The organism is Mycobacterium sp. 134 (assembly GCF_048282715.1).
Classification (GTDB): Bacteria; Actinomycetota; Actinomycetes; order Mycobacteriales; family Mycobacteriaceae; genus Mycobacterium; species Mycobacterium septicum.
This window is the reverse complement of the sequence record NZ_JBLVUN010000001.1, coordinates 309,090-334,212: the sequence shown is the minus strand read 5'-3', so window position 1 is coordinate 334,212 and position 25,123 is coordinate 309,090. Positions and strand designations below refer to the sequence as shown.

At 63.8% G+C, this 25,123-nt stretch carries 29 protein-coding genes; 20 read left to right on the top strand and 9 right to left on the bottom strand.

Annotated features, from left to right (window positions below; all coding sequences use genetic code 11):
* Positions 1-35: 35 nt before the first annotated feature.
* From ACNQVK_RS02040 to ACNQVK_RS02015, 6 genes are all read left to right on the top strand, one after another.
* The gene (locus tag ACNQVK_RS02040) at positions 36-719 is read left to right on the top strand and encodes a type VII secretion target (RefSeq protein ID WP_418028415.1); all 684 of its coding nucleotides are present in this window, start codon (positions 36-38) and stop codon (positions 717-719) included.
* Positions 716-1,063: a YbaB/EbfC family nucleoid-associated protein gene (locus ACNQVK_RS02035; RefSeq protein ID WP_418028414.1), complete on the top strand. Its 348-nt coding sequence runs from the start codon at positions 716-718 to the stop codon at positions 1,061-1,063. Before ACNQVK_RS02040 ends, ACNQVK_RS02035 begins: the two co-directional genes overlap by 4 nt.
* 43 nt (positions 1,064-1,106) lie before the next feature.
* Positions 1,107-2,945: a hypothetical protein gene (locus ACNQVK_RS02030; protein ID WP_418028413.1), complete on the top strand. Its 1,839-nt coding sequence runs from the start codon at positions 1,107-1,109 to the stop codon at positions 2,943-2,945.
* A gap of 20 nt (positions 2,946-2,965) precedes the next feature.
* A complete protein-coding gene (locus tag ACNQVK_RS02025) occupies positions 2,966-3,307 on the top strand; it encodes a hypothetical protein (protein ID WP_418028412.1) in 342 nt (113 codons plus the stop codon).
* 12 nt (positions 3,308-3,319) lie between these two features.
* Positions 3,320-3,967, top strand: coding sequence for a hypothetical protein (locus ACNQVK_RS02020; RefSeq protein WP_418028411.1), 648 nt, complete (start codon positions 3,320-3,322; stop codon positions 3,965-3,967).
* 549 nt (positions 3,968-4,516) lie between these two features.
* On the top strand, positions 4,517-4,951 hold the full coding sequence (locus tag ACNQVK_RS02015) for a histone-like nucleoid-structuring protein Lsr2 (RefSeq protein WP_418028410.1): 435 nt from the start codon (positions 4,517-4,519) through the stop codon (positions 4,949-4,951).
* A 610-nt stretch (positions 4,952-5,561) separates the two neighbouring features.
* Here the strand turns inward: ACNQVK_RS02015 and ACNQVK_RS02010 are convergent.
* The 3 genes from ACNQVK_RS02010 to ACNQVK_RS02000 all read right to left on the bottom strand — a co-directional run bounded on the left by ACNQVK_RS02010 (position 5,562) and on the right by ACNQVK_RS02000 (position 7,099).
* On the bottom strand, positions 5,562-6,029 hold the full coding sequence (locus ACNQVK_RS02010; protein ID WP_418028409.1) for a hypothetical protein: 468 nt from the start codon (positions 6,027-6,029) through the stop codon (positions 5,562-5,564).
* A gap of 100 nt (positions 6,030-6,129) precedes the next feature.
* On the bottom strand, positions 6,130-6,366 hold the full coding sequence (locus tag ACNQVK_RS02005; protein WP_418028408.1) for a hypothetical protein: 237 nt from the start codon (positions 6,364-6,366) through the stop codon (positions 6,130-6,132).
* A gap of 67 nt (positions 6,367-6,433) precedes the next feature.
* Positions 6,434-7,099, bottom strand: a complete 666-nt coding sequence (locus ACNQVK_RS02000; protein ID WP_418028407.1) for a hypothetical protein — start codon at positions 7,097-7,099, stop codon at positions 6,434-6,436.
* A 296-nt stretch (positions 7,100-7,395) separates the two neighbouring features.
* Here ACNQVK_RS02000 and ACNQVK_RS01995 point away from each other — a divergent pair, with 296 nt between their 5' ends.
* Complete coding sequence (locus ACNQVK_RS01995; RefSeq protein WP_418028406.1) at positions 7,396-7,737, top strand: helix-turn-helix transcriptional regulator; 342 nt, start codon at positions 7,396-7,398, stop codon at positions 7,735-7,737.
* Positions 7,738-7,930: 193 nt separating this feature from the next.
* Here ACNQVK_RS01995 and ACNQVK_RS01990 read toward each other — a convergent pair whose 3' ends face one another.
* Both ACNQVK_RS01990 and ACNQVK_RS01985 read right to left on the bottom strand, forming a co-directional pair.
* On the bottom strand, positions 7,931-8,335 hold the full coding sequence (locus ACNQVK_RS01990; protein ID WP_418028405.1) for a DUF2510 domain-containing protein: 405 nt from the start codon (positions 8,333-8,335) through the stop codon (positions 7,931-7,933).
* 370 nt (positions 8,336-8,705) lie between these two features.
* The gene (locus ACNQVK_RS01985) at positions 8,706-9,185 is read right to left on the bottom strand and encodes a hypothetical protein (protein WP_418028404.1); all 480 of its coding nucleotides are present in this window, start codon (positions 9,183-9,185) and stop codon (positions 8,706-8,708) included.
* 447 nt (positions 9,186-9,632) lie between these two features.
* On the opposite strand from ACNQVK_RS01985, the gene ACNQVK_RS01980 reads away from it, so the two are divergent.
* From ACNQVK_RS01980 to ACNQVK_RS01945, 8 genes are all read left to right on the top strand, one after another.
* A complete protein-coding gene (locus ACNQVK_RS01980) occupies positions 9,633-9,983 on the top strand; it encodes a hypothetical protein (RefSeq protein ID WP_418028403.1) in 351 nt (116 codons plus the stop codon).
* A gap of 276 nt (positions 9,984-10,259) precedes the next feature.
* Entirely contained in the window at positions 10,260-11,246 is a 987-nt protein-coding gene (locus tag ACNQVK_RS01975) for a DUF2637 domain-containing protein (RefSeq protein WP_418028402.1), read from the top strand.
* Positions 11,247-11,511: 265 nt separating this feature from the next.
* The gene (locus ACNQVK_RS01970) at positions 11,512-11,805 is read left to right on the top strand and encodes a hypothetical protein (protein ID WP_418028401.1); all 294 of its coding nucleotides are present in this window, start codon (positions 11,512-11,514) and stop codon (positions 11,803-11,805) included.
* A gap of 257 nt (positions 11,806-12,062) precedes the next feature.
* Positions 12,063-12,455 (top strand): hypothetical protein, encoded by a 393-nt coding sequence (locus tag ACNQVK_RS01965; protein WP_418028400.1) that lies wholly within the window; start codon positions 12,063-12,065, stop codon positions 12,453-12,455.
* Between the two features lie 297 nt (positions 12,456-12,752).
* A complete protein-coding gene (locus ACNQVK_RS01960) occupies positions 12,753-13,703 on the top strand; it encodes a hypothetical protein (protein WP_418028399.1) in 951 nt (316 codons plus the stop codon).
* Positions 13,704-13,730: 27 nt separating this feature from the next.
* Positions 13,731-13,904: a hypothetical protein gene (locus tag ACNQVK_RS01955; RefSeq protein ID WP_418028398.1), complete on the top strand. Its 174-nt coding sequence runs from the start codon at positions 13,731-13,733 to the stop codon at positions 13,902-13,904.
* 1 nt (position 13,905) lies between these two features.
* Positions 13,906-15,684 carry a zinc ribbon domain-containing protein gene (locus ACNQVK_RS01950; protein WP_418028397.1) on the top strand — a complete coding sequence of 593 codons (1,779 nt, stop codon included), beginning with the start codon at positions 13,906-13,908 and terminating at the stop codon, positions 15,682-15,684.
* An 8-nt stretch (positions 15,685-15,692) separates the two neighbouring features.
* Positions 15,693-16,265 carry a hypothetical protein gene (locus ACNQVK_RS01945; protein WP_418028396.1) on the top strand — a complete coding sequence of 191 codons (573 nt, stop codon included), beginning with the start codon at positions 15,693-15,695 and terminating at the stop codon, positions 16,263-16,265.
* An 11-nt stretch (positions 16,266-16,276) separates the two neighbouring features.
* Here the strand turns inward: ACNQVK_RS01945 and ACNQVK_RS01940 are convergent, their stop codons facing one another.
* Positions 16,277-16,648: a hypothetical protein gene (locus ACNQVK_RS01940; RefSeq protein ID WP_418028395.1), complete on the bottom strand. Its 372-nt coding sequence runs from the start codon at positions 16,646-16,648 to the stop codon at positions 16,277-16,279.
* Between the two features lie 345 nt (positions 16,649-16,993).
* Here ACNQVK_RS01940 and ACNQVK_RS01935 point away from each other — a divergent pair, with 345 nt between their 5' ends.
* On the top strand, positions 16,994-17,593 hold the full coding sequence (locus ACNQVK_RS01935) for a hypothetical protein (RefSeq protein ID WP_418028393.1): 600 nt from the start codon (positions 16,994-16,996) through the stop codon (positions 17,591-17,593).
* A gap of 57 nt (positions 17,594-17,650) precedes the next feature.
* Positions 17,651-17,965, top strand: a complete 315-nt coding sequence (locus tag ACNQVK_RS01930; RefSeq protein ID WP_418028392.1) for a hypothetical protein — start codon at positions 17,651-17,653, stop codon at positions 17,963-17,965.
* 41 nt (positions 17,966-18,006) lie between these two features.
* Here the strand turns inward: ACNQVK_RS01930 and ACNQVK_RS01925 are convergent, their stop codons facing one another.
* Positions 18,007-18,852 (bottom strand): hypothetical protein, encoded by an 846-nt coding sequence (locus ACNQVK_RS01925; RefSeq protein ID WP_418028391.1) that lies wholly within the window; start codon positions 18,850-18,852, stop codon positions 18,007-18,009.
* 255 nt (positions 18,853-19,107) lie between these two features.
* Between ACNQVK_RS01925 and istA the strand changes: the two genes are divergently transcribed.
* Both istA and istB read left to right on the top strand, forming a co-directional pair.
* Positions 19,108-20,730 (top strand): IS21 family transposase, encoded by a 1,623-nt coding sequence (gene istA, locus ACNQVK_RS01920; protein ID WP_055111511.1) that lies wholly within the window; start codon positions 19,108-19,110, stop codon positions 20,728-20,730.
* Position 20,731: 1 nt separating this feature from the next.
* Complete coding sequence (gene istB, locus ACNQVK_RS01915; RefSeq protein WP_055110181.1) at positions 20,732-21,532, top strand: IS21-like element helper ATPase IstB; 801 nt, start codon at positions 20,732-20,734, stop codon at positions 21,530-21,532.
* A 248-nt stretch (positions 21,533-21,780) separates the two neighbouring features.
* On the opposite strand, the gene ACNQVK_RS01910 is transcribed toward istB, so the two are convergent.
* Positions 21,781-22,230, bottom strand: coding sequence for a DUF6283 family protein (locus ACNQVK_RS01910; protein WP_418028390.1), 450 nt, complete (start codon positions 22,228-22,230; stop codon positions 21,781-21,783).
* Between the two features lie 751 nt (positions 22,231-22,981).
* Between ACNQVK_RS01910 and ACNQVK_RS01905 the strand changes: the two genes are divergently transcribed.
* Positions 22,982-23,692, top strand: coding sequence for a hypothetical protein (locus ACNQVK_RS01905; protein WP_418028389.1), 711 nt, complete (start codon positions 22,982-22,984; stop codon positions 23,690-23,692).
* 25 nt (positions 23,693-23,717) lie between these two features.
* On the opposite strand, the gene ACNQVK_RS01900 is transcribed toward ACNQVK_RS01905, so the two are convergent.
* Positions 23,718-24,272, bottom strand: coding sequence for a DivIVA domain-containing protein (locus ACNQVK_RS01900; protein ID WP_418028388.1), 555 nt, complete (start codon positions 24,270-24,272; stop codon positions 23,718-23,720).
* Positions 24,273-25,123 lie beyond the last annotated feature (851 nt).

Genomic DNA, 25,123 nt, shown 5'->3' with positions numbered 1-25,123 from the left:
ACCTCAACGCCCCAACACCGAAAGGAAAGAACCCCATGACGAGCTTCGAACCCACCCAAGACGACGGCGACGGAATCGGAATGTCGCCCCTGTGGCCCAATGTGACGCCCGGCCCGGACGGCACCGCGCAGGTTCCGCAGTACCCGCCCTACATCCCCGAATCGAAGGTCGACCTGCAGCACCTCCCGGAGAGCACCCTGGACGGCATCCACGGCGACGGCGGTGTCATCCGGATGCCACCGGGCTCGAAACTGGGCCCCGCACCGACGCCCGACGGCCCCCGCTACACCCAGCCCTACGGCCCCGATGACCCTGAGCTGTCCCGCATCTGGGTTCCCGATCGCCGGCCGGCGCCTCCTGGGTCGGTTCTGCCCGCCTCCAACAGCACGGGCAACAGCAAGCCATTCCAGGTGGACTACGCCGAGCTGGAAAAGTTCGCCCAACAGCACGACCTCAACGCCGAGGAAGTGCAGAAATGGGCAGCCATGGACCAGGACTTCCCCGAGGAATACCTGCGCACCCACGGCAAGGTGAATTACGGAACCTACTTGAAGATCAAGGAATTCATGGCCAGCAAGTTGGCGGCCGGCACGGCCTATGCCGACCGCCAGATCCAAACCGCAGAGAAAGTTCGCAACGTCGTGGCCACGGTCAGCAACATCGACAGCGCTTCGGGCACTGACGTCCGCGGAGCAGCAACGGAGGTTCGCCAAGCATGAGCAGCGTCATTCACCCCGAGGTCACACAAACACTGGAATCCGCCGACAGCAGAAAGAATTACCTGCTCGACGTCATGGACCAGATGCGTGCCCACACGGTGCAACGCAAGTCCGAAGACGGCGACATCGCCGTGCGGGTCAATATGAACGGCGAGCTCACCGATCTGTGGTTCAAACGGGGCCTGATGGAGCGCAAGAACCCCGAGACGGTAGCCCGGGAGGTCACCGTCTTGGCCGCCGCGGCAAGCAAAGACGCCGTCGCCGCGGTCCACGAGATGTTCACAACCGCACAGAACACAACCCCAGATCCGGTCGAAGCAGGCCCAGACGCAGAAAAGGTATGACGCGAGCCCGGGTTCGGCACATTTGCCTCGATAAAATCGACCTGTGAACGAGCAGGCAGCAGTGATGATCCGCTGGCTGCTGGACGGCAACGGCGGACTGAAGAACATCGCGCAGTTACTCACCGATTCGTTCGGTGAGGCCGGAGTCGCGGCAGCCAGCGTCGACACCAGCGACGGGACGATCTACGCCTACCCAGCGCGCCCGGGCAGTGCACCCGCCGACGATCGATGGGTGGCGTTCGACAATGGCTTCTCGACACCGTTTGACCCGCCGAGCATGCCTAGCAGCGCCACCGCCGACCACCACGTCCTCGCCGGCGTCACTTCACGCAACGAACTACTCATTGTCAATCTGAAAGCGGTGAACTACCTCGGTATAGAGGGACCGAATTCTCTTGGCGTGATGCGGTCCTGGCTGCTTCAGGTCTTGTCGAAGACCCCGGAGGCCGCGGTCGCCATCACCGATCCGGATATGGCTGTCCCCGGTGCTCCCCGGCTGACGCTGGTGGACGACATTGTTGGTGCGCACCCAGCGCCAACGATCGTGTTCACCACCACGCACACCAGCACCCCAGAGGCGCCGCATCCAGTGGTGGTTTCCTCCAACGCTGTCGCTGCGGACAACGCGCTGCTCTGCGATGGCGCCGTATCAGGGATCTACCTGGCCAACCGGTACTGGCCACTGTGGCGACGACTCGAACTCTCCGATGCTCAATGGGGTTCAGTCACTGCAGCTCTGGCCGCAGCCGCCGAATCGGGCCCGGAGGCATCAGAGGCGCCCGTGCCTGCTCACCCCCACCAAAAACCGTCCGACGAGAAGGAAAACGCGGACAGCGAAGCTCCGCAGTCGGCGGAGGCAGCCGACGCATCAGTGCATGAGGCGCCGGTGGCCGCCGACAACGGAGACAAGCCTGCAGGCGAAGATGAAAATGAGGGTCCAGCTGCGCTTGAAGCGACCCATCCAGAACCCGACGCTGTGGCCGCCTTGACTCAGCCAGAACCAACACCACTGCCGGCCTCGCTGCCGCAACCTCCACGGCCGGACCTCCTCGACGCAGAACCGGTCGCCACCAACGGCCACCACCCGGTACTGCCGGGCGACCCGGCCGACGAAAGCCGGACACCGGGCATCTATGTGCTCGGCGACACCTACGTGCTCGGCCGCGACCGCGACGACACCACCGGTCAGCTGACGGAGTTCTCCGCAGCAGTACGGCCCGGACGCGCCCGAAAGCCAGTCCTGGCCTTGGTGATGCTCGCGGCCGCACCTCGGGGATTGTCCCAACCTGAATTCGACCGACAGCTGGAGCTCACCCCAGCCAACCGCCGTCAGATTCGCCAAACCATCCGTAACAAGATGATGGGCGGCAACATGCCGATCGTGACGAACCCCGCCACCGACCGCCTCATCATCGACGACAGTGTCTACTGCGACTTCCGGGAATTCGTCCAGCTCATCGGATCCAGCCCGGCCACCGCAGCCGACGACGACCTCCTGGAAGGGGTGCGCTCGGCCAGCGACGAAAAGCTGGCTGCTGCCGTGCGACTGATCCGAGGTGCACCGTTCACAGGCGCGCCCGAAGAGGAATACGACAAGGTCCGCGACATCGTCGTCCTCAAGGACAAGCTGCTCGACGCTTGCTCGGAAGCCGCATTGGAATTGGCCCGCCGGCAGCGCTCGGCTGGATTCGCCGAGCAGGCCCACAAGACCGCCCTGGTTGGACTCAACGCATATCCGAAACGCGAAGAGCTCTGGGTGATCGCGGCCAAGACTGTCGCCGAGACAGAACGCGTGGGTTTGGCGTTCGACCTCAACCAGGCCGTGCCATCACCCGAAAACCCCGAGCTGCGCAGGCTGCTCGCCGACTCCCGCGCCCGTTGACTCCCAGGAAGGCCCAAGCGATGACAAGCCCCAAGCAAGACGATGTGCCCTTCGAAGACCGGGTATACAAGGTCTTCAACCAGCGACAGAGCATCGGCGTATCCGCCGGCCACGGAGGCGCCTTCCGCGGCCTATACCTGGCAGACAGCACAAAGAAGATGACCGAACGAGCTCTGGCGCAGGAAATCCTATCGGTGGCCAAGGTCGCTTCCCTGCGCGGAAAGCTGTCCATGCGTGAGCAGATGATCGCCGTGGCGGCCGAAACCGATGAACACGTCAGCCGCGCCACCTTCGAACTGGTGCCCGACGTGCCCACGCCCGAAGAGTACGAAACCCTCCGCCGCGAAACCCTCCGATACTAGGACCCATCCACCATGCGAAGACTGCTGACCACAACGCTGACCGCGGCTGCGCTCGCCGCCAGCGCACTATTCACCGGCGTGGCCCCAGCCAACGCCGCTGCGATGCAGGTCACCGCCGGCTTCATGATCGAGGGAGCAACCAGCTTCTGCACCGTCAGCTTCACTGATCCCCGGACACCCACCCTGGCCTACACCGCATCCCACTGCTACAAGCCCGGCACGTCCACCGCCGTGCACCTGGGCAATCAGCGACTCGGTGACTTCATCCCCGAAATCTCCAACCGAGACCTCGACCTCATCGCCATCCGACTCAACTCGGGCATCCGCGGCTCCAAAGTTCTGCAGTCCGGCGAGCCCCTGTTGTCGACGTGGGTCCCGAAACCTGGCACCACCGTGTGCAAATACGGTGCAACGACCCAGGAAACATGCGGGACAGTGCTGGCATCCGAAGACGACCGCTTCACCGTCAGGATGGCAGCAGACCACGGTGACAGCGGGGCACCCATCTATCAGCGACTCGACACCAAAGAAGAGCACGGAGTCCACCTCGTCGGCACCGTGATCGCCGAGTCGAAAGAGGACCCCACCGTCATCATCTGCACCCCAATGACATCCATTCAGGCGTTCCTCGGGAACACCTTCGGCTCCTGGCGGATGTAGAGCCAACTCACGTCGCAATCGAGCGGCGTGAGCCGCAATTAATACCTGCGTGAATTCTCCGCGAGATTCTCCCGCGCGGATGATGGACTCGTATCCCAACGATGAGATCCTTCACCTTCGATCTCCGGCGCAATATGTCGGTTATGCTCGCGGACTTGTTCTGCGCCGGCACCAACCCGCTGACCGCCCTTCCGCCGCTGGCTCGCCCCTACGTGGAAAACGCAGTGCAGCAACACATCGACATCAGCCGCTTCGAACCCGCACAGACACCGACGACTACCGAGCGTGGTACCTCGACGGGCCTGGCCTTGTGCTCGTCATGCCCGCGGCCCGCTCCGGCTCCTGCCCACGCCGGACAATGGCGGCCGCACGGCCGCGCATTCCGCTATCGGCATTGCAGCCCATCCTTCGCGACGGCAGTTGATCCGCGTAGAGGAGTTCGTCCTGAACAGATACCGGAGCTGCGCTGAAACACCTGCTTGAGCCGCCGCCACAATCTGCAACCGGTACTCTTGCCGGGACCACGACCGCCGACCAGGAATAGAGAGAATGGCGAAGGTAGTTACCACGAGCTACATTGACGACTTCGACGAGCAGAAACTCGCTGACAACGAGATTCATGACATCGAATTCTCCTACCGAGGTAAGGATTACACACTCCAGCTCCGCCCCAGCAATGCCGCCCAGATGGACCAGGACATGGCCAAGTACATCGAGGCGGCGGTACGGGCCCAGCAGCGATCAGCGAATGGGTCGGTGAGCGAAGCGCCTACGAGCACGGTCAAGACACGTACCGGACGCGCCAAGCCCACGCGCGGCCGGGCCGGCCGCAAAACTGCCCGAAGCAAAGCCTTAGACGCAGGGGCGCTGACTCCCGCGCAACGCAAGGCGGTACGCGAATGGGCGAACGCCAACGGACACAACGTTTCAACCCGCGGCCGCCTACCGGCCGACGTGATCGAAGCGTTCAACGCCGCGCAGTGATGAGATGCCACGGCGACCAAAAGTGGCGCAGCAGAACCTGAACGGTGAGAGACTCCGTGTCGGTGAGGTCTACGACTCGGGCATCCGACGCTGGCCGGGCCAAGAGTTGGTCTTGACCACAGACGGGTGCATTCTCATCGTCGACTACCTTGCCCCGACACCTCAACAGATCGCGGAGTTCCAAACCGCTGCCGCAAACTTTGCCTGGGTTGACGCACGGCACAACGGGATACTGTGCTGCCGATTCGGCGACTCGCCATGGGAAATGTTGCCGTTCAACCCACATAGGGACACCCCTGCTGGGAAGACTCCTGGAATGCCAGCGGTCGCAACGGGGCGGCACCTGAATATCGCAGTCGGATTGACCAGTGGAGAGTCACCTGTACTAGCCGTTCGATCTGCCCGATGGCCTGAGCATTTCGTCAGCTCTGTCGATGCAACCGTGGCGCGGCTCGCGGCACAGCCGTTCGGCGCCGAGGCCACAGTCAATGAGTCCAACTGCCTGTACATCTCAGTCGGCGCCGAACGGCTTGCTCAGCGCGCGGGAGTCAGGGCGGTGTCGGACTAGGTGTGCTATTCCATCGAATGGCGGTTCCAACGGCCGCTTTGCCTAATCCGAACTGCTAACTCTTGACGATTCGACATCTTTGAACCGGCCGGCGGCAGTGAAATACACGGGAACTTCGGCGATCGCTTCTATGCCGTCATCGAGATAGTTCATCATCATCGGCACTGGCACGGACGCCGGCTGCGCGAGACCACCTGCCATCTCACGGGCCTGCGTGCGAGTGATATTCCGCGCGAGGACGTGGCAGTCGGAGGGATCGTCCTCGCGATCGAATACAAGCTGGATCCACCCCGCCCCGGTCTGGGCTTCAAGGCTCCAGTCCTTTTCGGGACGGAAGTTGATCATGATCCCGTTGGCAGACATCACATGACAAAGACTTGAATGCTCACCGTTAGACAGAATCTCAACGAAGTCGCGGACCCGGTCACTCGGAACGACGACGGTCAGCGAATCACCGAGTCTCCACCGTTTAATGTCATCAGTGCCGCCGTCGAAGCGCGCCTCTGCCATCTTGTCAACTTTCTCTGTGTCTGCATGGTCAAACGCAATCCGGTGCGATGGCACTGCGAGTATGGCACTGGCGTGTAACCAACGTGGTGGAACACCACAACTAGGCGGGACGCCGGGGAGGCTGGTTCTGCGACGTGTGTGCGCCCGCGGGGTCCGCATCAATGATTCGGTAGATCGTCGACCGCGCAACCCCAGTGAGGGTGTGGATGCGATTCACCTTGATGCCGGCTGAATGAGATGCGCGCACAAGGGGATCGCGACGGCGGATGTGCTCGTCGTTCTGCTTTTTCCATTCGACGAGGCTGGCTTCGAAGCTCGTCGACTCAACGTCAGGCATGTATCACAAGATACATGTTCGCTACGCTACAACGGTAAGTTGCGTACCCGCCAAACTCGTCGAATGATCAGTCGGCGGCAAACAACTGCAGCTGCTCGCCCCGACCGGCGGTTCTAGGGGCGTCCCGCAGGCATTCCTGGGCCTGAGTCAAACGCTCGGCAGTGGCGACGGCCAGGGCGGCAACCGCCGGGTCGGCAGCTCCGTCCAGCTCGGCAGTATCCGCCCCGCAAGCGCCGTCAGCGCCCTGCTGCGGGGCAGTCTGCGCGGCGCCATCGTCAACCGCGCACCGTCTGGCGCCCTCAGCCGCATCAAGCAGGCCGCGCAGGACAGCGACCTGACTTCGACGTGGGACTCCACGCAACGCCACGCGAGCCTGGGTGACCACCGAGCGCGCGCCAGCGACGCCCAGTCGGGCGACATCAGCCGAAGTAACCGGGATCGGGGTACCCGGAGCTGTCAGCTCCCGCAGCGGTAGGACGAGGCTGACAACGGCCTGCCGGTATCGACGCGCGTTCGAGGCCCCACAGCTCAACTGATCCTGAACGAACGCGGTGAACTTCTCATACGGACGACCGCGGGAATCGTTGATGTGTCGCCAACCTTGATCGTGGTACAGATCGGCCAGCGCTTCGAACGGAGAGTCCAGGCCGCGCTGCAGCTCGTCAAGACGCCGCAAAGCTCTCTGACGTGCCACATTGGGCGAACGTCGGGCACCTGCACGGCTGGTTGTCACGGAGCACCTCGCGGCATGTTCTTGGGTCTGCGCACCCGGCGAGGCTGAACATAGAGATCCGACTCCCCAGAATGCGGGTTTGCTGCTTCTATCCATTTAGTACCGCGTGCAGCGGCGATTTCCGTCGCCAGCGACACGAGAAAATCGTGGCGAGACCGGTCAAGACCGCGATATGTCAGAGTACGGTGACATCAAGGGTTGAGTGTTGCCCCTGCCGTCATGGTTGCCACGCCGCTTGCAGCGAGGCGCCAAGGGCCACACTCCAACCCTCGCCCAACGGCCGATCCGCGGCCGACATGACCGAAAGCAAGATCCCAATGCCCGACGACGACAACGACACGAAGCCGGCCCAAGGCGATTCCGCCGGCAACGGCGCCCTCGCCCAGCTCGGCGCCGAACTGCGCTTCGCCCGCAAGCAAGCCGGCCTCACGCAGGCCGACGTCGGCGCAAAGGCCGGATTCTCACGCCAACTCGTCAACCGCATTGAGAAGGGTTACAACTGCGAAATCGTCGCGTTCATCGCGATCGCCGGAGCGGTGGGTCGCAGACTCTCCATTTCCGAAGACGCCTCGCAACTCGGAGAGCAATCCAGCCTCGCGCTCATCATGGAACTGCCGGAACCAGGCGCAAACACGTAGCTACTCGCAGTTGACCTGCAGCCTCTGGCTCGGCGTGCTGTCACACCACCTTGGTAACGTCGGCCCGGCCCGATCTACCTGGGGCGGCCACGTGGTGAAGCTGGCCTGTCACTGCGGGCGCTATGTCGGAGCTGGTCGGATCTGTGATGAGACGGCCACAGCCCCGAGGGGGCTTCCCGCCGAGCACGCTGTGTCAATCTGCCTGTGCAGGCGGAAACTTCCCGTACGTCCCGCGTGAATCCCCGCGTAGATGAAGCAGATTCTCGTACTCCGCGTCAGCCGCCAGCGTGGCTGACCGTCGCTGTGCCCAGCGGTATGCCCACACGGCACCAGCGCCAATCAGCAACGTCGGCGCCAGCCACCACCACTGCATCGCAACGATGGCAACCCAGATCATGCCGAACGCCGCCATCACCGGATGACGGTCAACGAACGTGCGACGAGCGGCAACGGGAGCCGCGGCGACAGCGGCAACCGGCACACCGATGGTGACAGGAGCCGCAACGACGGCGGTCGCGGCCGACCACTGCTCACCGTCCCAAAAGCGCTGTACGCCCTCGTTGAGGGGATCGGGATACCAGCCCGCTGGAACGCTCATCGAATACCTCCTGTGTGGATCAACCCGTTTGGAATGCCAGACAAACCCTGACGTGGAATGGCGGGGACTCTTCGGAGAAAGAAGACGTGCCCCACGCCGAAAGGCGCAGGGCACGTCGCCCTTTCGAGGGGGAGTAAAGGGCCAAACACGACGTTACCTGCCGCCACTGACACAAATGCCACCCGCGGCACCACAATTCTGCGGAAGGTCAGCGCATACCTCGCCAACAGCGTCGCCTTCGGCCACGCCCCGCTCATGGCCGCCCGGCTGTTCCGGATGCCGTCCCGCTCCGGACGGGGCCGGCAGGAGCGGCATCTGGCGGCCCCGGCAGGAGTATGCACATGGCTGGCCCTGACCCGATTACGCCCGCTCATCGTTGATCCTTCCGGTCTGCCGCTGCGATCGCTCGCTGATACTCGCGGCTGGCCTTGATCTCGGCGATGTCTTCGTCGATCACGGCCGTGTGCCCCTTCGTCAGGGCCTGCCGGACGTCCCAGGATGGGTGTCGGGACAGCAGTTCGACGGCCTTTGCGGCAACGCGCTTGGCTTCGGCGAAGCTGTCGCAGAGCGTCTGGCCGATGATCGGTTGCCCCAGTGAGTGCTTGACCCCGGCTGTCTCTGTCAAGGCGCGGGCATCGAGTAGCCAGTGGTAGCCGCCCTTGCGCTTCTCGTCGCGCATGATGCGGTAAGCGTGGTCATCGCTGTAGCCCCAGTAGACGCCGAGCCCCTTCACCGGCTGCCTCTTGAACGTGAGCGGTGTTGTCTCCGTGGGGTGTTCGACGGGCTGCGGTGCAGCCACTGCATTGTCCGCTGGTGCAGCAGTGGGGGTGTTGCCCGCGGCTGTGTTCATGCCTTCACGGTATGCCAATGGGGTTGGCAATGCAATAGGGATAGGCCAACTGGGTTGGCGTATAGTCCGTACGGCTGACGCCCCACCTGCGCCGCGGCCCGATTGCGAACGGGGTGGACGCCGGCGGCGGGGTACTGCCATCGCCGCAGCTCCAGCGCCGTGGGCGGCGCGCCGACACGAACCCTGCCGGACTGGGTCGCAAGTGTAGCGAACGGAACATGTAGTGTACGATACGTTCCGAACATGAGACCGGATGGCGCAAGAAAGCGACGAATGACTAGCGAAGCACCTTGCGAGCAGCCCCTCCGGCACGCGACGCAACCGGAGGTCAACTGATAACCCCGCATACCAGCTAACCGTTTGCGCAGTTCGTCAACCTGCAAATTCAATCGGTGTGCACGGAAATCCACACGCACAGAAGCGAAAACTCTCAGGAAGGCGAAGCGCATGCCTCGTAACGACGCTGCCAGCTCAGCGAATGTTCAGTGGTGGGACGACCACGCCCGGGTCGTTGAAACGGCCCGCATCCTGGTCGCCCTCGACATCTTCACCTGTCCGGAAGAGGTGATCGGCTTCTTCGAGAACCCGCAAGGTAGTTCCGGCGAACACGACCTCTGGGTGGCCGCAGGCCGGCCGCATCCGGCCTGCCCCGACGACCTTGCCGAGGCCCGCGTACTCGGAAGGGTGCCACGGGCCGAGGCGCTGCGACAGAAGTACGACGAGGACACGGCTCGCTGGGCCGCATTCCGTGACGTCATGGATGCCCATCTCGACGGCGGGGCCCCCTGGCGGCGGTGAGATAGCGCGGCTGGACCGAACATGTCGCCCCTGTTGTCCGTGCGGCAACCCGAGCAATGAGCAGCCAACCAGGGAACGTCCGTCAAGGCGGCTTGAAGCCGCAATTTCCCCAATCGTCACAAAAGTCGCCGACCGGCATAGTCCAGTTCGACCAATAGCGGCTGTTAATATCAAAGTCAACAAAGTGCGACCGATGTACACGATAAGCGCTGTGCGACAACGTGTTTCCGCCCCAGCGACCATGCCCGCCCCGTCTGAAGGAAGCCAGTCAGAACAATGACCACCACCCTCGACCACAGCCACATCGAGGCGAAGCCCACCCGCAATGGGAATGTCCCCGCCGTCCTCGCGTCGCCGGTATCCCAGCAGCTGCCGGCACCGGCGAACGCCGCAGAATCTGCACCAGCGGCCGCTCCGGAGGCGCGCCGCAAACTGCTGAAACTCCCGTGGCGACGAGGCAAAGGCGGCGCCAATCCCAGCGACGAGGCCGCCACCTTCTACGCATACTGGCTGTTGCTTGCCACCACCGTTTCAGTCGGCGGCAACGTCATTCACGCCCTGATCGTCGCAACGGACCATCTGAGGATCCTCGCTGCGATCTGGGCGGCGGCCCCGCCCATCTTCCTTCTGGGTAGCACCCACGTATTGGCCTTGCGCATCAAGAACCGCCGCAGGGCCGGTGGCTATGAACTGCTCGATTGGTTCGTGCTGGGTGCTGTCGTGCTGCTGACCTTTGGAGCCGCGGCCATCGCGTTCGTCATCTCACTGTTCGCACTCCGGGACTTGTCGATCATCCTGGGAGCGAACGAAATGCAGTCGTGGATGTGGCCGATCATGGTCGACGTCTCCATCGTGATTCCCACGCTCGCCCTGCTCGACGCCACGAGCTCGCGCCCCGACGACACCGACGAGACGCAACCGCTGGCCGAGGGGGCCAAGATTGCGGTTCCCGGCGGATGGCCCGACACCGAAGCCGGCCGTAAGCACTACCTGTTGTCGATCGCCACCGAGGTGCTCGAACGCAATAAGAAGGTGAAGCCGATCGCGAGGCTCACCGTTGATGATGTCGTGACGATCCTGGAGATGCTCGACAACAAGGAGCCCGTCCGGGCTATTCGTCGCGAGGTCGACAACCTCCACCACCGCTACATTCTTGCTATCAGCGAGTCTGCGCAGGAAGTGATTGCCGAATCCGCCACGGTGGCGGCGCAGGGGGAGGGTGCCGATCAGGAGCCCGCCACTGAAGTGACTGCCGATCGGTAGACGAAAACTACGGCGACCTGTCGTGAGAAGCGTTCTGCGGCACGCCCCAGGAATCCCCTGGGACGTGCCGCAGCGGCATTCCACGCACATCGCCACCAGCGACGGGGACACATCGGGGATCGCTGGCCCGGCTATGACACCTGTGATGAATGAGTTTGCTGGCGATAGAAGCCCGGGCGTTGCGCTCAAGCCAGTGCTGTGCAGGAAGACACGGATTTGAGCCGACAACTTCGCTGTATCACGCCTGACATGTAGTATTCGCTACATGGCAAAGTTGACTGCGGATCAGGCTGAGGTCGAGCTGACTGAATGGAAGCAGGGAATCGACCATCTGAACGCGAAACGGGACGACATCGTTCGCAAAGCCCACCGTGCGGGCGTCAACATCAACCGCATTCACACCGTCACAGGGATTGCCCGCTCGACGGTCTATCGAATCGTCGAGGTTCCTGCGCCGCCGGCCCGTAAGTCTGCCGCTGCCGCCAAGAAGGCTGCCCCGAAGCGAGCGGCGGCTCCCGAGAAGCCGGCTCGCAAGCGCACAGGGGCAGGCGGCCGCTGAAACCCGGGCCGTAGAGGGCCGCGCCTGCTGCAATCAGCGGCGGAAACGCCCCTTGTGCTGGGTGAATAGCAGTGCCCCGGTGTGCCGCCCGCCTGCTCGTGTTGGAGCGGGCTGTCTGTAACGGCGGCGCGGGTGTCGAACCCGGGTGTGGGGGCGGTGAGCGATCCACTGAGGGCGCCTTGTGTGTAGCGTGAACTACATGTATCGTAAGATACGATAATGTAGTCGGAAGTAGTGCTCAACAGGGGGGACCCGTAATGTCCAGCTTTGTCGGCTTTGTCAGTTTGTTCGGATTCTGGGCGGCCATCGTCATTGTGATGTTCTCGTCGATCCTCGCGCTGAGCAAGGCAAATGGCAGCCGAAGGGCTGACGGTCGCTTCGTGGTCGAACCCCGGGGGCTGTCAGGGGTGCTCATCGCCCCGTTCACCGCGGCTCTGCTCATCGCGATCAGCTCGAATCTCTTCGCCGCCAGTGTGGTGGCGGGGGAACCCGCTCCCAACCAATTCCCGCACCTTGTCGAGAAGGTGGGTCAGTCGATGTTCCTATCCATCGTCGTCGCGGTGGCCATCCTCGTGTGGTTCTGGGCACTGGTGGCCTCGCTCAACGCGCGGCGGCAATGGAACCGTCAGCAGGCCGGAACTGGCCAGTGACCCACAGCATGCTTCCGGGATGTCACCCCACCCGCATAGAGTCGAGGCAACGATGACCAGTGACCGCAGTTCGGCAAATGCTGCGCCGGGATCGAGCGATTTCGACGCGGCCCGCCACGCCGTGCGTCAGATGATCGAGAACATCGCGTACACCGGCTGGCAGTCGCCGCCCAACGGGTATCCCCGCGTCCACCCGGACAAGCTCGGACCCCGCTCCCTGCGCGAGGTGCAGCAACTCATTGAGCGGGGGGAATTACCGGTGCAGCCTCCTGCCCGCGTGCCCGCTTTTCGGATCCCGTGGCCGCTCGGTCTCACCCGCTGGCTCATCCGGGGGTCCTGTTGGGGTTTCCGTTCGTCGCAGCGATCGCACTCGGGGTGGCCCCGTCTGGCGCGGGCCCGCTGTATCTGCTCGTGATGGCGTTAATCGTCTTCGGGATGCCGGTGGCGCTCGCTGTTGGGCTCAATCCCATCATCAGGGCCTACGCCAACCGAAGCGGCCGACGGTGGGATACCGACGCGATCGAATACCTGCCCTGGACGCCCAGTGGCACCGTGATCACAGCTAGAAGCCGGCCTCAGGAATACCTCGCATACCAACGAGCTGCCGACCGGGAGCACCCCACTGTCACGGGCCAGCCCGTCATTGTCGAACCGGACGACGATGTCGATGTGCCGACCACCGAATCCAGCTTGCGGCCCGCGCAGAGGACGGCGGACGGCTTCGTTGTCCTGACGCCGCTCAAGCAGCGTGTCGGCCGCCGGCGCGCGATCCTGGTCGCCGCCGAACGCATCGCTGATGACATCCGTGGGCAGTACTGGCGACTCAACATGCCGGCTGAGTCGTTGTCGTCATCTGTTTCGCTCAACCTCAATGATGAGCTCCATGAAATCGCCTGGGCGGTAGCTGAAATGGAACGCAGAGCCGACCAGCGAAACGACAACGAACCTTCGCGGGCGGCTCAGGAGCGATGGGCTGCGATCGCCGCGGTCGAGGCGGCGCTTATCGACCGCGTGGCAGCCCTCTACCTTCACCGCTTGGAACTCGAACAGGTCGAACAGATTCACAGCGAGACACTCAGCGAACTCACCAGCCGGATCCAGGCCAGTGCTCCGGCGCTGGCGGACGCCGCCCTGCCTGACCTGTCCGACCTGTACGGTGCCGCGTGGCTACACGAGCAGGCCGCCGTCCGGGGCGCCGGCCGCCCAGATATCTCCTGGCCTTCGACTCGCGACACCGAGTGGCCGTAACGGGCCGCCCCCAGACATCGATTCCCAGTGGTTAGCGTCGAAGCCCTGCACGAGCGTGGGGACGAGTACCTTCTGGAGGAGCTCATGGACGACTTCATGGCCTTGTTGGCGTCGTTCTCCGGCCGTTTCTATCAGTTGCGGTCTCGGCTGAATCAACAGCGCCTGCTCGATGCAGCTGCCCGCCGGCTCAGCGAGCAATGAAATGGTGATCCAGTCAGCTGTGCCGCTGCGGATTGCCACGGCGATCGAGGAAGCCACCGGCGAGATCGTCGACGCCGATACCCGGGTCGGCTGGCTGCTGGACCTCGTGCACCAGATGAGCGTCGAGTTGATGCAGTCATGCTGGCGGCCCGAGGCTTTCGCAGCGCTGCATGCCGGGGTCGACAGCATGGGCCGCGAGCTCCCCTCAACCGCGGCGGTAGTCGCCGCGCGGCTGGGCTGGGTCCCGACACCGCCAGTGGGGGTGTATGTGCCCTCCCGGGTGGTGCGCCTGGCCCAAGCCAACGTGGTGTCGATCCTCAAGACGATGGCGTTTCGCGACGCGCTGATCCCTGCGGTGCTCGCTGCCCTCGATGAGCAGGGCCGGCTGGATCGCCAGCGTCTCGGCCAGGAGCAGACCCCGCACGTGAGTGCGGCGTTTCTGCGGAACTTGCATCGCCAGCTCCGCCGCGTCGGTGGTGAACCTGTTACCTCGATCGTCGAGATTCAGGACCCACCCGCGGTGGCGCGAGTCGCGCGGCTCGGCGCGGTCGATCGCCAGCTGGCCGCGCTGGGCGACTCGAATCCAGCGGGGATATGGCTACGCATCAAATTGCCCAACAGGCCGGAACCGGCGGGGCGCGGTGATTGGTCGTGGTGTCGGTTGTGGTGCCCGACCCCACCGCATCTGAAACAGCGTGACATCCTCTGCTGGCACCTGCCCACCATGAGTATGCAGCGGGGAAAACCGTTGTTGCGGTTTACGATCACCGAACTCGTCCCGGAACCGGCCACAGCCGCCGCGACAGCTGCTCTGGGGATCGACTGGTCGCCAGCTTCCCTGGGTGCGGCCACGATGGTCATCGAGCGTGACGGACAGCTGCTCACCGACGCCCGAACCTACGTGTATGACGATCGAGGTCTGGGTGTGCGGCTGGCCCGGCTACAGGCCGAGGGGCAGGCGCTGACCGGCAAGATCGCTCGGCTTACCAACCTCGCCGCTAACGCACCCGAGCCCCTGCAGGCCCGATTGACCACGAAACTCGCCGTCCTGCACGACAACCGCCGCGCAGTGGGGGCCAAAAGAGCGCGGATCAACCGCGACATGGCGTTCGACTTCGCGGCGACCATGACCTCGATGGCCACGGTGTCGGGGGCAGGGGTGATCGCAGTGGAGGATCTGCGTGACCTCGAAACTCGCGGACATGGCCGGGTGAACAACAACCGCGCCGCCCAATCCGCCCGCCGGCGTGCGATCGCCGCGCTGGAGCACACCGCCGCCAAGACTGGCCTGGAAGTGGTGATGTGTCCACCCCGTGGCACCTCCGCGAACTGCCCGGGCTGCGATCAGGAACTGGCCCGGCCCGGTGGATACCACACCGCGACCTGCGATACGTGCGGTATCCGCGGCGCGAACCGAGACCAGATCGCCGGGCAGAACATCGCCAAACGTGTCCTGCTAGCAAAGACGAAAGTCAAACGGCCCAAAGGCAAACCGAAACGAGTCGCCTTAGTCGAACACCAGCCAGTATGCAAAACTCGGCGGAAAACTACCGCCACCCCCAGGCAGCGGCGGCACAAACGAACCCGACACACCACCCCGACCGCACTGGCCTGCAGTAAGCGCCATCCGAACATTCCTGCACGCACAGCGTCCGTGTGGGACAGAGACCAGCCAACCGTCATCACGGCGGCGAGCACCTCTGCACAACCGATCCCCGACACCAGCGACACCCCGTGTCAGCAAGTGTCAGAGACCGATAGACGCTTGAACCATCGCTAGGAGGTCCTATGTCCACACTGCAGCTCGCCCAAGAGCTGGCCGCGGATCGGCCCGGCGTCGTGATCGGCGTCATCCTGGGTCGCCTGCTCATCTTTGGCGCTGTCATCGGGCTGGTTGTCTGGCTGATCGTAAGAAGCAGCAGGAAACGACAGATGCCGCCGCAACAGCCCCCGTACAACGGGTACTGGCAAGCACAGCAGCAGCACCCGGGCGCTGCATGGACATACCCGCCACCAGTCGGGTACCCGATCCCCAACGCGGGTTGGCAAGGCCAGTACCTGCCGCCGCAGCAGCCTGGTGGCTCGTGGCCCGGCCCGCCGGCGCCCGGATACGGCTACCCCGCCCCCTATCCTGCCGCCCAACCTCCGCTGCAACAGTCCGTCGCGCCATGGCAGTACCAGACCGGCAGTGAACACCAAGTCGCCGAAGCCGTTGCCTATCCGCCTCTCCCCGATGTTGGCGGGCAGGGCCAGTACCCCTGGCCGCCGCAGCCCAGCGCCCCGTGGCCCGGCCCACCCTCGGCTCCAGGCGCTGAATGGTCCCCTCCTCACGCCACGCAGCCGCCTGACCACCTGCCCTGATGGCAATTCCCTCAGGGCGGCGATGGGGCCGCGGAACGCCCGCGGCGACCTGGCCTCTGGTTGGCTGAGGCTCCGCAACTTAGATCCGTGGTGATGAACTCCGGAGCTACCCAGAGCTGCATCGTGACCGTCGACTGTTGATTCGTGCTGCCTGCCTCAAGTAAGAGCACCGCCAGCCAACTGCCGTCGGCGCGCCGTAGCCATGCCACCTGCCTGGCCGGAGCCCAAGATTCCAACCGCAGGCCACCACTCTTGAGCCACAGCGGCAGCTCGTCTTGTCGGGCGCCGCTGCCAGGGAAAAGCCGGCTGGTGTCCACCCGCACCTCGCGATCGACACGAAACAGCGTCGGGTACCCCGGGATATCCGACCACTGCTCGAACATGTGTGCGAGTCTAGGGGAGTGTTGATGGAGCTCCAAGGGTGCGCCGCCGGTATGCGTGCGCCCGGCGCCGCAGTGGACGGCAATGAGGGTCCGGATCCGCAATAAACTAGCTTGCAAATAAGCCGGGACGAAACTAGGCTAATTGAGCAAGCCAATTAATTGCCCGGGGGGTGCACCAGAACATGACGGATGAACCAACCTCGCCGCCGGGACCAACGACGCATGTAGCAGACCGTGAAGACGTCCAACTCGGCGACCTCGTCACCTGGGGAGCCCTGGGCTATCGACACCAGGGCCTCGCACGAGCCAACCCCGAACTCTGGGACGGGCAGCTGACAGTGAACGGTGGCATCGATTGGTGGACCAATTTCATCTCCGCGGAGCGCTCATCAGACCGCACAGCCGCCCATCAACAGTCAACAACCGGCAGTATCGATGCCACAAACGAAGGGGTCGCCAACCATGCCTCAAATTCCACCAGCTGAAAGAGACGCAACTACCCGCGCAGGGCTGATCGCGGCGGGCGTTGCAGACGACCGAATCGAAGCCTTCAGCACCATCAACGACCAGATCATCGCCCACGAGTCGGCATGGAACCGAAACGCCTGTGCGATCGATTCCTCATGGCGGGGTCCGAGAAAGCTCTTCGGCCCCGACAACGCCGGCATCATGTCCGATGGCCGCCCCTACGCCACAGCTCGCGGCCTGGCACAGCTGACACCGTGGATCTTCGATCAGTATCGCCCCGAGGGCACCTCAACCGACATCTACGACCCCACCGCGTCAATCGCGGCGCTGTGGCGCTTCATCGCCGACCAATTCAATGTCGACCTGACGACTGGTCGCGGCCTCTCCGAATTCCATGAAGTCTGGTCGGCCCACCAAACGGACTGGTGGTGGCTGACCGAACTGAGCCCATGGCGCACCCGTCTCCCCGGTTACTGACCGCGCACCGAAACCGCCTCCACCGCAAAACCAAACAGAACAGGAACACTGAACGCAATGGAACCGACAGTCACAGTGGTCGCTTACGAAGTGTCGTGCGTGCCTGCCGACCGGGTCGAAGCCACTGCTCTCACCCTGCGGGTTGAGCTACGTGATGCCAACGCGGATCGCTGGGCCGTGGTCAACTCCGGCTACTGCTACGACGCCAAGGGCAACGCTGACGCCGAACCCACGCCAAGCAGCCGCACCACGTCGTGGCTGCGCCGATACCGGCACAGCCTTGACGACGCGTTGGCCCTGGCCAAGCGGATCGCTCCCACCATGACCGTCAACGGATTCACCGTCGAAGAGGTGATGTCGCCCAGGCCATAAAGCCTGGCGAAAACGAATGCAGGACAAAGGAAAACACAGCATCAACCGCAAGGGCGTGACAGCCGAGCCCTAGCGAGAGCCGCTTCAAACCCAAGTTCCCCCCGCAATGCCGGGTTATCGACATAGGCCGAAATGTAGCCGTACAGAACGTGGGGATCGACATCGAACTGCCGGCAGTCGAGTTGAATCATCGGTATTTCCGGAAGCCGATCGCGCCAGAAGCGAGTCGTGTACCGACGGTCCCAGGCGGCATTGGCATAGCCACCCACCAGGACCGCCGGCAGCCCGGCATACCCGATGAACGCCAGCTGGACGCCCACGACTGCCGACCAGCTCAGCTGTGACTCGAAGCTCCATCCACGCTGCGCAATTCCCTTACTCGACAACGTGACACCACCGCGGCGGATCCGCCCCAACGCTACGGCGGCGACAAAGGACGCGAAGACGATGCACAGTGCACCCGAGATGACCGCAGCGCCAGGAAAACCTTCATCCTGGTAGATGAAAATCTCGACAGCAGCCGAACCTGTAAATAGTCCGCAACATCCCATCAATGCGACGGCGATCCTGAACTGCCACGCCGAATATCGGATCTCTGTGCCCGGAACACCATCGCACTCCACCGTCCGGATCGCTCCCGCCAGATCCACACGGACGTATCGGGCCGCGACCGGGAAGGCAGCGATGAGAGCCAATATCAGCGCGAACAGCAGAAAGTACTTGAACGCAATGTAGTTACCTGCTGACGCGACAACCAATCCGAACAGGACGGAAAACACCGCCCCGGTGATCACAGCTGCGAGCGTGAAATAGAACCGGACATCGCCGCGTGATCCTCCCGATCGTCCGGGAACGTCACGATGCTCAGAATTCACCTGGCCCATCATTCACTGGTCCACCGATGGACATGCTCGCCGCCGGCCACGATCACCATAGGTGGTTCCTGGCCCAACCCTGCACCGCCGATTCGGGCGCTTGAGCCCTGTCGTCTGCCAGGAGGATGGGACCAGTGTGAGCTGATTTTGCCAGGGTGATGGGACCACCTGGATTGCCAGTTATGGGACCACCGGCGCGTCGCGTCGGTGGTCTCTTCATCTGTTCGTTTGATCGCCGTGATGGTCCAAGTCACGGAGGCGGCGGGCATGGCTTTTCGGGAGGTCAGTGTGAACGAGATCAGGGAAGTGCTGCGGGTGTGGCTGGGGGTCGCGGGGCTACCGGCACCGGGGTACCGCACGATCGCCGCGCATTGCGGCGTGGACCGCAAAACGGTGCGCCGCTACGTCGAGGCCGCGCAAGCGGCTGGTCTGCGCCGTAGCGACGGCGTCGAGGCTGTCGATGACGGGTTGATCGGGGCTGTCGCCGACGCGGTGCGCCCAGTACGCCCCGATGGCCACGGCGCAGCGTGGGAACAGCTGCTGGGGTTTGAGGACCAGATCACCGCGTGGGTGGCCGGCGATGGTCAGGCGCGGCCGTTGACGATCACCAAGATCCAGACGTTGCTGGCCCGTCAGGGGTGCGTGGTGCCGTATCGAACGTTGAACCGATTCGCCGGTGAGCGTTGCGGTTTCGGCCGCAAGGACACCACGGTGCGGGTCGCTGACGGGGATCCCGGGGTGGAATGCCAGATCGATTTCGGCTACCTGGGGATGCTGACCGACGCCACCGATGGGCGGCGTCGCAAGGTGCACGCGTTGATCTTCACTGCCGTCTACTCCCGGCACATGTTCGTGTGGCTGTCCTACTCACAGACCCTGGCGGCGGTGATCGCCGGCTGCCAGGCGGCGTGGGAGTTCTTTGGCGGGGTGTTCACGGTGCTGATCCCAGACAACCTCAAGCCGGTGATCGCCGCTGCTGATGCGGTCAACCCCCGATTCACCGCGGGCTGGCTCGACTACGCCGGCCATGTCGGGTTCCTTACCGACCCGGCCCGGGTGCGTTCCCCGAAAGACAAACCGCGGGTGGAACGTGCGGTGCAGTACGTGCGCCGAAACTTCTGGGACGGTGAAACATTCACCAGTATTGAGCAGGCACAGCAGGCTGTCACCGCGTGGTGTCTTCGTACTGCCGGGACCCGTATCCACGGCAGCACGTGTGCACGGCCAGTGGAGGTGTTCACCACCGAAGAACAGGCCCTACTGCTTCCGGTGCCGGGCGCTTACGACGTGCCGATGTTCAAGACCGTAAAGGTGCACCGCGACTTCCACGCCGAAGTCGCCAAAGCCCTCTACTCGCTGCCCGAGCAGTGGATCGGCACCGCGTTGGACGTGCGCGCCGATAGTGAGCTGGTGAAGTTCTATCACCGCGGTGTGCTGGTCAAAGTCCATCCCCGCCAGTCTGCAGGTGGCCGCAGCACCGACCGCGCCGATCTGCCCGAACACAAGGCCGTTTACGCGATGCGGGACTTGACGACACTGATCGCCACCTGCGCCGCGCACGGCCCCAACGTCGGGATCTACGCCGAACGCATCCTCGACGATCCGCTGCCATGGACGCGGATGCGCACCGTCTACCGACTCCAGGGCCTGGTGCGCCGATACGGCGCGCAACGCGTCGAGCAGGCCTGTTCGATGGCGCTGGACCTCGATGTCGTCTCGGTCAACAAGATCGCCTCGATGCTCGAACGCGCCACCGAGAACACGATTCCGGCGCTGCCGCTGGCCGTCGGCCACACCGCTACCCGGTTCTCCCGAGATCCCTCTGAATTCAACACCACCTCAACATCATTGAGTGTCGTTGCTAGTGCCGACTCCGAGGGGACCTGCTGACATGACCACCACAAACCGCGTGGCCGCAGACCCGGTCGGCGCAGACCTGCTCCGACTGCTCAAAGCGCTCAAACTCGGCGCCCTGGCCGACACCCTGCCCGAACGGGCCGCACTGGCCCGCCAGCACAAGCTCAGCCACATTGGATTCCTGGAAACACTGCTCGCCGACGAGGTCTCCCGGCGCGAATCCCGTTCAGCTGCCCTGCGGGCGGCCAAAGCCGGCCTCGACCCCACGATGCGTTTCGACTCCTGGACCGCACAACAGGACCTGCGCTATGACCGCACCCTGCTCGGCGACCTGACCGCGTTGCGATTCCTCGACGCCGGCCAGTCCGCGATCATCCTCGGACCCGTCGGAGTAGGCAAGACGCATCTGGCAACAGCGCTGGGGCACTTGGCTATTCGCCGCCGCCATAGTGTCCTGTTCGCCCGATCCGACAAACTGTTCACCCGGCTGCGTGCCGCTCGACTCGACCACACCGTCGACGCCGAGATCCGACGGCTGGCAGCCGTGGACGTCCTGATCATCGACGACTTCGCGCTGCGGCCCCTCGACGCCACCGAAACCAGCGACTTCTACGAAATCGTCGTCGAACGCCACCAAACCAAGACCACCATCGTGACGTCCAACCGCGAACCCGCCGAATGGTTGACCATGACCGCCGACACCCTGCTCGCCCAATCAGCCATCGACAGACTGACCGCTGCAGCCCACACCCTGGTCATCGAAGGACCGTCCTACCGCCAACGCACTCGACCCGGCCAGCTTGACCCAGAAGGGCCCGACGAGCATCCTCGATAACGCGCCACGGTGGTCCCATCCCCCTGGCAATCAGGTGGTCCCATCACCCTGGCAAGCGACAAGCCCTAATCCGGGCGGCCCCGTTGGCGCCTGATAGTGGTTCGACCGCGGTGGCGGCCACCTACGCCGGCATGGTCGCCGGACGCGACTGCCGCACCGCCAGCGCGGCAATCAACCACATCTACGGCCACCGGGACCCGAAGAGGTCTGGTCGACGACTGCAGACGATGAGCGCCGTGCCTGGTGTCTTAGGTGAGGTCACCACGTCGGCGGGAGATCTTGGCGATCGCGCCGCGAGCACGATCGTCGGGATCATCGATATCGCGCCGGCCGTGCGCAGCAGCCGAGGCCCCGGATTCGAAGAGCGCCACATCGGTGCGGTAGTTAAACGCCGTGGCCAGGTCGTCCTCGGCGAGCGCCCCGTAAGCGGCAGCCAGTCGCACCGCGAGCAGGCCATCGCCATGGCAGCCCAGCCATCCTGCGCAGACCCTCCGCGCGGAATCCTCAGCTGAAGTCTGGTGACACAGGAAGAGGTTCGGCGGCTGCAGCGGTGTATCCGCGTCGTAGGCGATGAGCTTGTCGTACTCGCCGGCCGCCCAAACACCGCTTGGTACATCGCGACGGTATGGGCATGACGCGCATGGCCGCGGCGAGGGCCCGCGGACCTCGTCACTGCCTGGCGGTCGGGTAGTGGTCACGACTGCACCTTCCACGCGTCCAGTGTCTTGGGAACGGTCCTCGGTCGAGGGGCGTCGAGCTCATCCTCGGCCGAGGACCGTTGAAGCGGTGCCGGGTGAACATGTGTCCCACCGGAATTAATTAGCTTTCAATATACTGTACCTAGTGGATCAGAAATGAGCAAGCTGAATTAGGCGGGCGTGTTCGCGCGCATTCACCTCCGGATCGCTGTGCCCCGCCAACGACTCAGCCCCTAGACTTCAAGGCGCGCCCGCGGGGTGGCCCGGATGAACGGAAACGCCCATGATGCGAGTAATCGGCTGCGTCTCAGTGCTCCTGGTGTGCGTGACGGCCGCTTCCGGCTGTAGCGCCGGCAGTGGGACTTCAGAGTCAGTTAGCGCCACGTCAAGCAGCCCAGCCAAGCTCGATCAGTCATCCTCCTTCTTCCCCGGCGCCGTTGACACCTACGGTCTAAATCTCGATAAATCTGACCGCGATCGCCTCCGTGAACTGCACGCCCTGCGCCAGATCGACCCCTGTGGCTTTGTCAATCGGAAACTATTGGCCGACAACAGCTACCGCGATTTCACCTACACATACAGCACTGTTGTAGCCATCGATTCCGGTGGCCGCTCACCCGTCGCCCCGCTGGGCGGCCAGGGATGTCTGATTGCGTTCCCATCCAGCCCGGTCGGGCTGGGGATCCGCCTCTTGCCCGGGGAGTTGAGGTGGAACGACGCGCAGTTCAGCCCAGACCCAACGCATCCAGGCATGACCACAACCAGCACATGGGGATGCGCATACCGCGTATCGCTCCCACTCACGCAACTGGCCGGCGCACCCGGCGCGATGCGCGACCCCAGCATCGAGGTCTTCCCCGCGGACATCGCAGACAATTCGATCAACCTCGACGACACCTCACGATGCGCGCTCGCCGAGCAAGTCGCCGCCGACATCGCAACCCAGATCCCCGAACGAGGTATCCCCGTGCATTCCGATGACTCCGCAATGCAGGTAAAGGCTCTGACCGCCGACCCGTGCTCGGTCGCGCCGGAGCTGCGCGCGGTCGGATTCAGCTGGGACGAGCCCAGGCCTGACGCTCAATGGCCAACAACGTGGCGGCATCCCGGAGTCTGCCACCTCCGGATCGACAACGCCGGCGGCGAATCCCGAACTGCCTCAGCCGTGGTCAAAGTGGGACTCGCTGCGTGGTCAAGCAGCGTCGTTGACGTGCCGTGGGGCGAAAGCCCCGCTCGCAGCGAGCAAGACGGCGTGGAGTACTTCACCTTCAGTGCCTACTCGCCGTGTCTTGTCATAGCCAAGGCCGGCGCCGCAGTCGAGCCGACCCGGATCGGCTCCGCCGCCCCAGACCTGCAAGCACCAACCCCTGTCGTCGCGGTAAGGCTCCGCATGCCTCAGGGCTCCAACTGCGCCGATCTCGCCCAACAGGCCGCCCGCACCGCAATCGGCCACGCCACTTAGTCAACAGCCGGGCGCGGAAGGGATCTCATTGTCCGGTCATCTTGCCGCCACCGAGTGTCTCGACGACGGTATCGAGAAACCCATCGACCTCGTCGGGGCTGTACCCGCGAACAAATGGGCTGGGCCGCCCGAACGTGACGGACCGGACATCCTGCGTGCTCAAATCGCCCTGCCCATCGAGATGCTCGGCGATCCGCTCAAGGAACGCGTCCACCTGCCGAGGGTCGTAACCGACCCGCCCGACCGGTTTCGAGAATCGCTGAGCGCGCACTTCCGCAGCTGTCAGCGGCACCGTCCCAACCTGCTCGGGTGCCCCGTCATCATCGGTAGGGTCGGGCCGGCGATTCTCTCGATCGATGGCAATGATCCGCCCCCCGATCTTGAGATGCGAGGAATGCTGAACCGCCATGAGTACGCCGAACAATGGAACTACAACCATCGTGATGAAAAACCCTCGCAGGCCCTCGCGGTAGGACACCGCAACAGCTATGCCCATCGCACCGATAACCCATCCGCTCCAATAGATCCTGCGCTGCAGCGGGCGGCTACGCACAAACCACGGCGCCACCACCGCCGCCACGATGACCCCGAACGATCCCCACAGTAAACCGGGTGGAATCGTGCCGACCGCTACTTCGTTCACTTGGCTTTAGGCCGTGGCCGGTGGGTGTGAAGATGCTGTTTCATCCACCGATTCGCCGAAAATGCAGTGGTCGCCCGGGGCTGCCGTGTGCCACATTCGCATGTCACGCGGAACTTCGGCTCCTTTGCCAAGCCCGACCCACTGCACACTCCGCAGTCCATGCTTCCTGCGCCGATCCCAACCTGGGTAATTCCGGTGCCGCTGCATGTGCGGCACGCATCTGGTCCAGCATTTGTGTGGATGGGCGGCCGGCCAGGTCTCTTCTGCTCGGGCCAATGCGGCGCCAGGAATTCGAGGAAGTCGTCAGGGTCGGATTCCAGGTCGTTGAGACATGCGATAACAAAAGCTGCCAGCTCACGATCGCGTCGACTGAGTTCCTGTTGCACAGAGGCTTTGAGCTCAGTGGGGATCCCGACCGTCATTGTCGGGTCTGCGTCGCTGTCTGCCGTCACAGCCCGTATTCTCGCACAAACGTGCGTGCCAATTCCAGTGTTGACACATACAGTAATCGGCAAGCCGGTTACTGGTGTCTGTGGCACGCCATGATCGAAATCTGGCACGACATCAACGACATGACAAATAACAGGGGGAGGATCGATGCGGTACCAGTGGGGGATCACCTGGTCTGGCCGGTGGCACGCTCTCACGCCCGCCGATACCCGCGACAAGGACGAAGCAGCGGCAGTGTGCAGTAGCGCAATCTACGTCTATGTCCTCGACGGACACCGCAGAATCCCCACGCGCGTCCGCGCGGCCGCCAACAACCCAGCCACGCCCCTCTGCACGCG

What these genes read in the sequence shown, in the direction of transcription:
- ACNQVK_RS02040 (WP_418028415.1), top strand. Translation starts at nt 36, where the DNA reads ATGACGAGCTTCGAACCCACCCAAGACGACGGCGACGGAATCGGAATG.
- ACNQVK_RS02035 (WP_418028414.1), top strand. Translation starts at nt 716, where the DNA reads ATGAGCAGCGTCATTCACCCCGAGGTCACACAAACACTGGAATCCGCC.
- ACNQVK_RS02025 (WP_418028412.1), top strand. Translation starts at nt 2,966, where the DNA reads ATGACAAGCCCCAAGCAAGACGATGTGCCCTTCGAAGACCGGGTATAC.
- ACNQVK_RS02020 (WP_418028411.1), top strand. Translation starts at nt 3,320, where the DNA reads ATGCGAAGACTGCTGACCACAACGCTGACCGCGGCTGCGCTCGCCGCC.
- ACNQVK_RS02015 (WP_418028410.1), top strand. Translation starts at nt 4,517, where the DNA reads ATGGCGAAGGTAGTTACCACGAGCTACATTGACGACTTCGACGAGCAG.
- ACNQVK_RS02010 (WP_418028409.1), bottom strand. Translation starts at nt 6,029, where the DNA reads ATGGCAGAGGCGCGCTTCGACGGCGGCACTGATGACATTAAACGGTGG.
- ACNQVK_RS02005 (WP_418028408.1), bottom strand. Translation starts at nt 6,366, where the DNA reads ATGCCTGACGTTGAGTCGACGAGCTTCGAAGCCAGCCTCGTCGAATGG.
- ACNQVK_RS01995 (WP_418028406.1), top strand. Translation starts at nt 7,396, where the DNA reads ATGACCGAAAGCAAGATCCCAATGCCCGACGACGACAACGACACGAAG.
- ACNQVK_RS01990 (WP_418028405.1), bottom strand. Translation starts at nt 8,335, where the DNA reads ATGAGCGTTCCAGCGGGCTGGTATCCCGATCCCCTCAACGAGGGCGTA.
- ACNQVK_RS01985 (WP_418028404.1), bottom strand. Translation starts at nt 9,185, where the DNA reads ATGAACACAGCCGCGGGCAACACCCCCACTGCTGCACCAGCGGACAAT.
- ACNQVK_RS01980 (WP_418028403.1), top strand. Translation starts at nt 9,633, where the DNA reads ATGCCTCGTAACGACGCTGCCAGCTCAGCGAATGTTCAGTGGTGGGAC.
- ACNQVK_RS01975 (WP_418028402.1), top strand. Translation starts at nt 10,260, where the DNA reads ATGACCACCACCCTCGACCACAGCCACATCGAGGCGAAGCCCACCCGC.
- ACNQVK_RS01970 (WP_418028401.1), top strand. Translation starts at nt 11,512, where the DNA reads ATGGCAAAGTTGACTGCGGATCAGGCTGAGGTCGAGCTGACTGAATGG.
- ACNQVK_RS01965 (WP_418028400.1), top strand. Translation starts at nt 12,063, where the DNA reads ATGTCCAGCTTTGTCGGCTTTGTCAGTTTGTTCGGATTCTGGGCGGCC.
- ACNQVK_RS01950 (WP_418028397.1), top strand. Translation starts at nt 13,906, where the DNA reads ATGGTGATCCAGTCAGCTGTGCCGCTGCGGATTGCCACGGCGATCGAG.
- ACNQVK_RS01945 (WP_418028396.1), top strand. Translation starts at nt 15,693, where the DNA reads ATGTCCACACTGCAGCTCGCCCAAGAGCTGGCCGCGGATCGGCCCGGC.
- ACNQVK_RS01940 (WP_418028395.1), bottom strand. Translation starts at nt 16,648, where the DNA reads ATGTTCGAGCAGTGGTCGGATATCCCGGGGTACCCGACGCTGTTTCGT.
- ACNQVK_RS01930 (WP_418028392.1), top strand. Translation starts at nt 17,651, where the DNA reads ATGGAACCGACAGTCACAGTGGTCGCTTACGAAGTGTCGTGCGTGCCT.
- ACNQVK_RS01925 (WP_418028391.1), bottom strand. Translation starts at nt 18,852, where the DNA reads ATGATGGGCCAGGTGAATTCTGAGCATCGTGACGTTCCCGGACGATCG.
- istA (WP_055111511.1), top strand. Translation starts at nt 19,108, where the DNA reads ATGGCTTTTCGGGAGGTCAGTGTGAACGAGATCAGGGAAGTGCTGCGG.
- istB (WP_055110181.1), top strand. Translation starts at nt 20,732, where the DNA reads ATGACCACCACAAACCGCGTGGCCGCAGACCCGGTCGGCGCAGACCTG.
- ACNQVK_RS01905 (WP_418028389.1), top strand. Translation starts at nt 22,982, where the DNA reads ATGACCACAACCAGCACATGGGGATGCGCATACCGCGTATCGCTCCCA.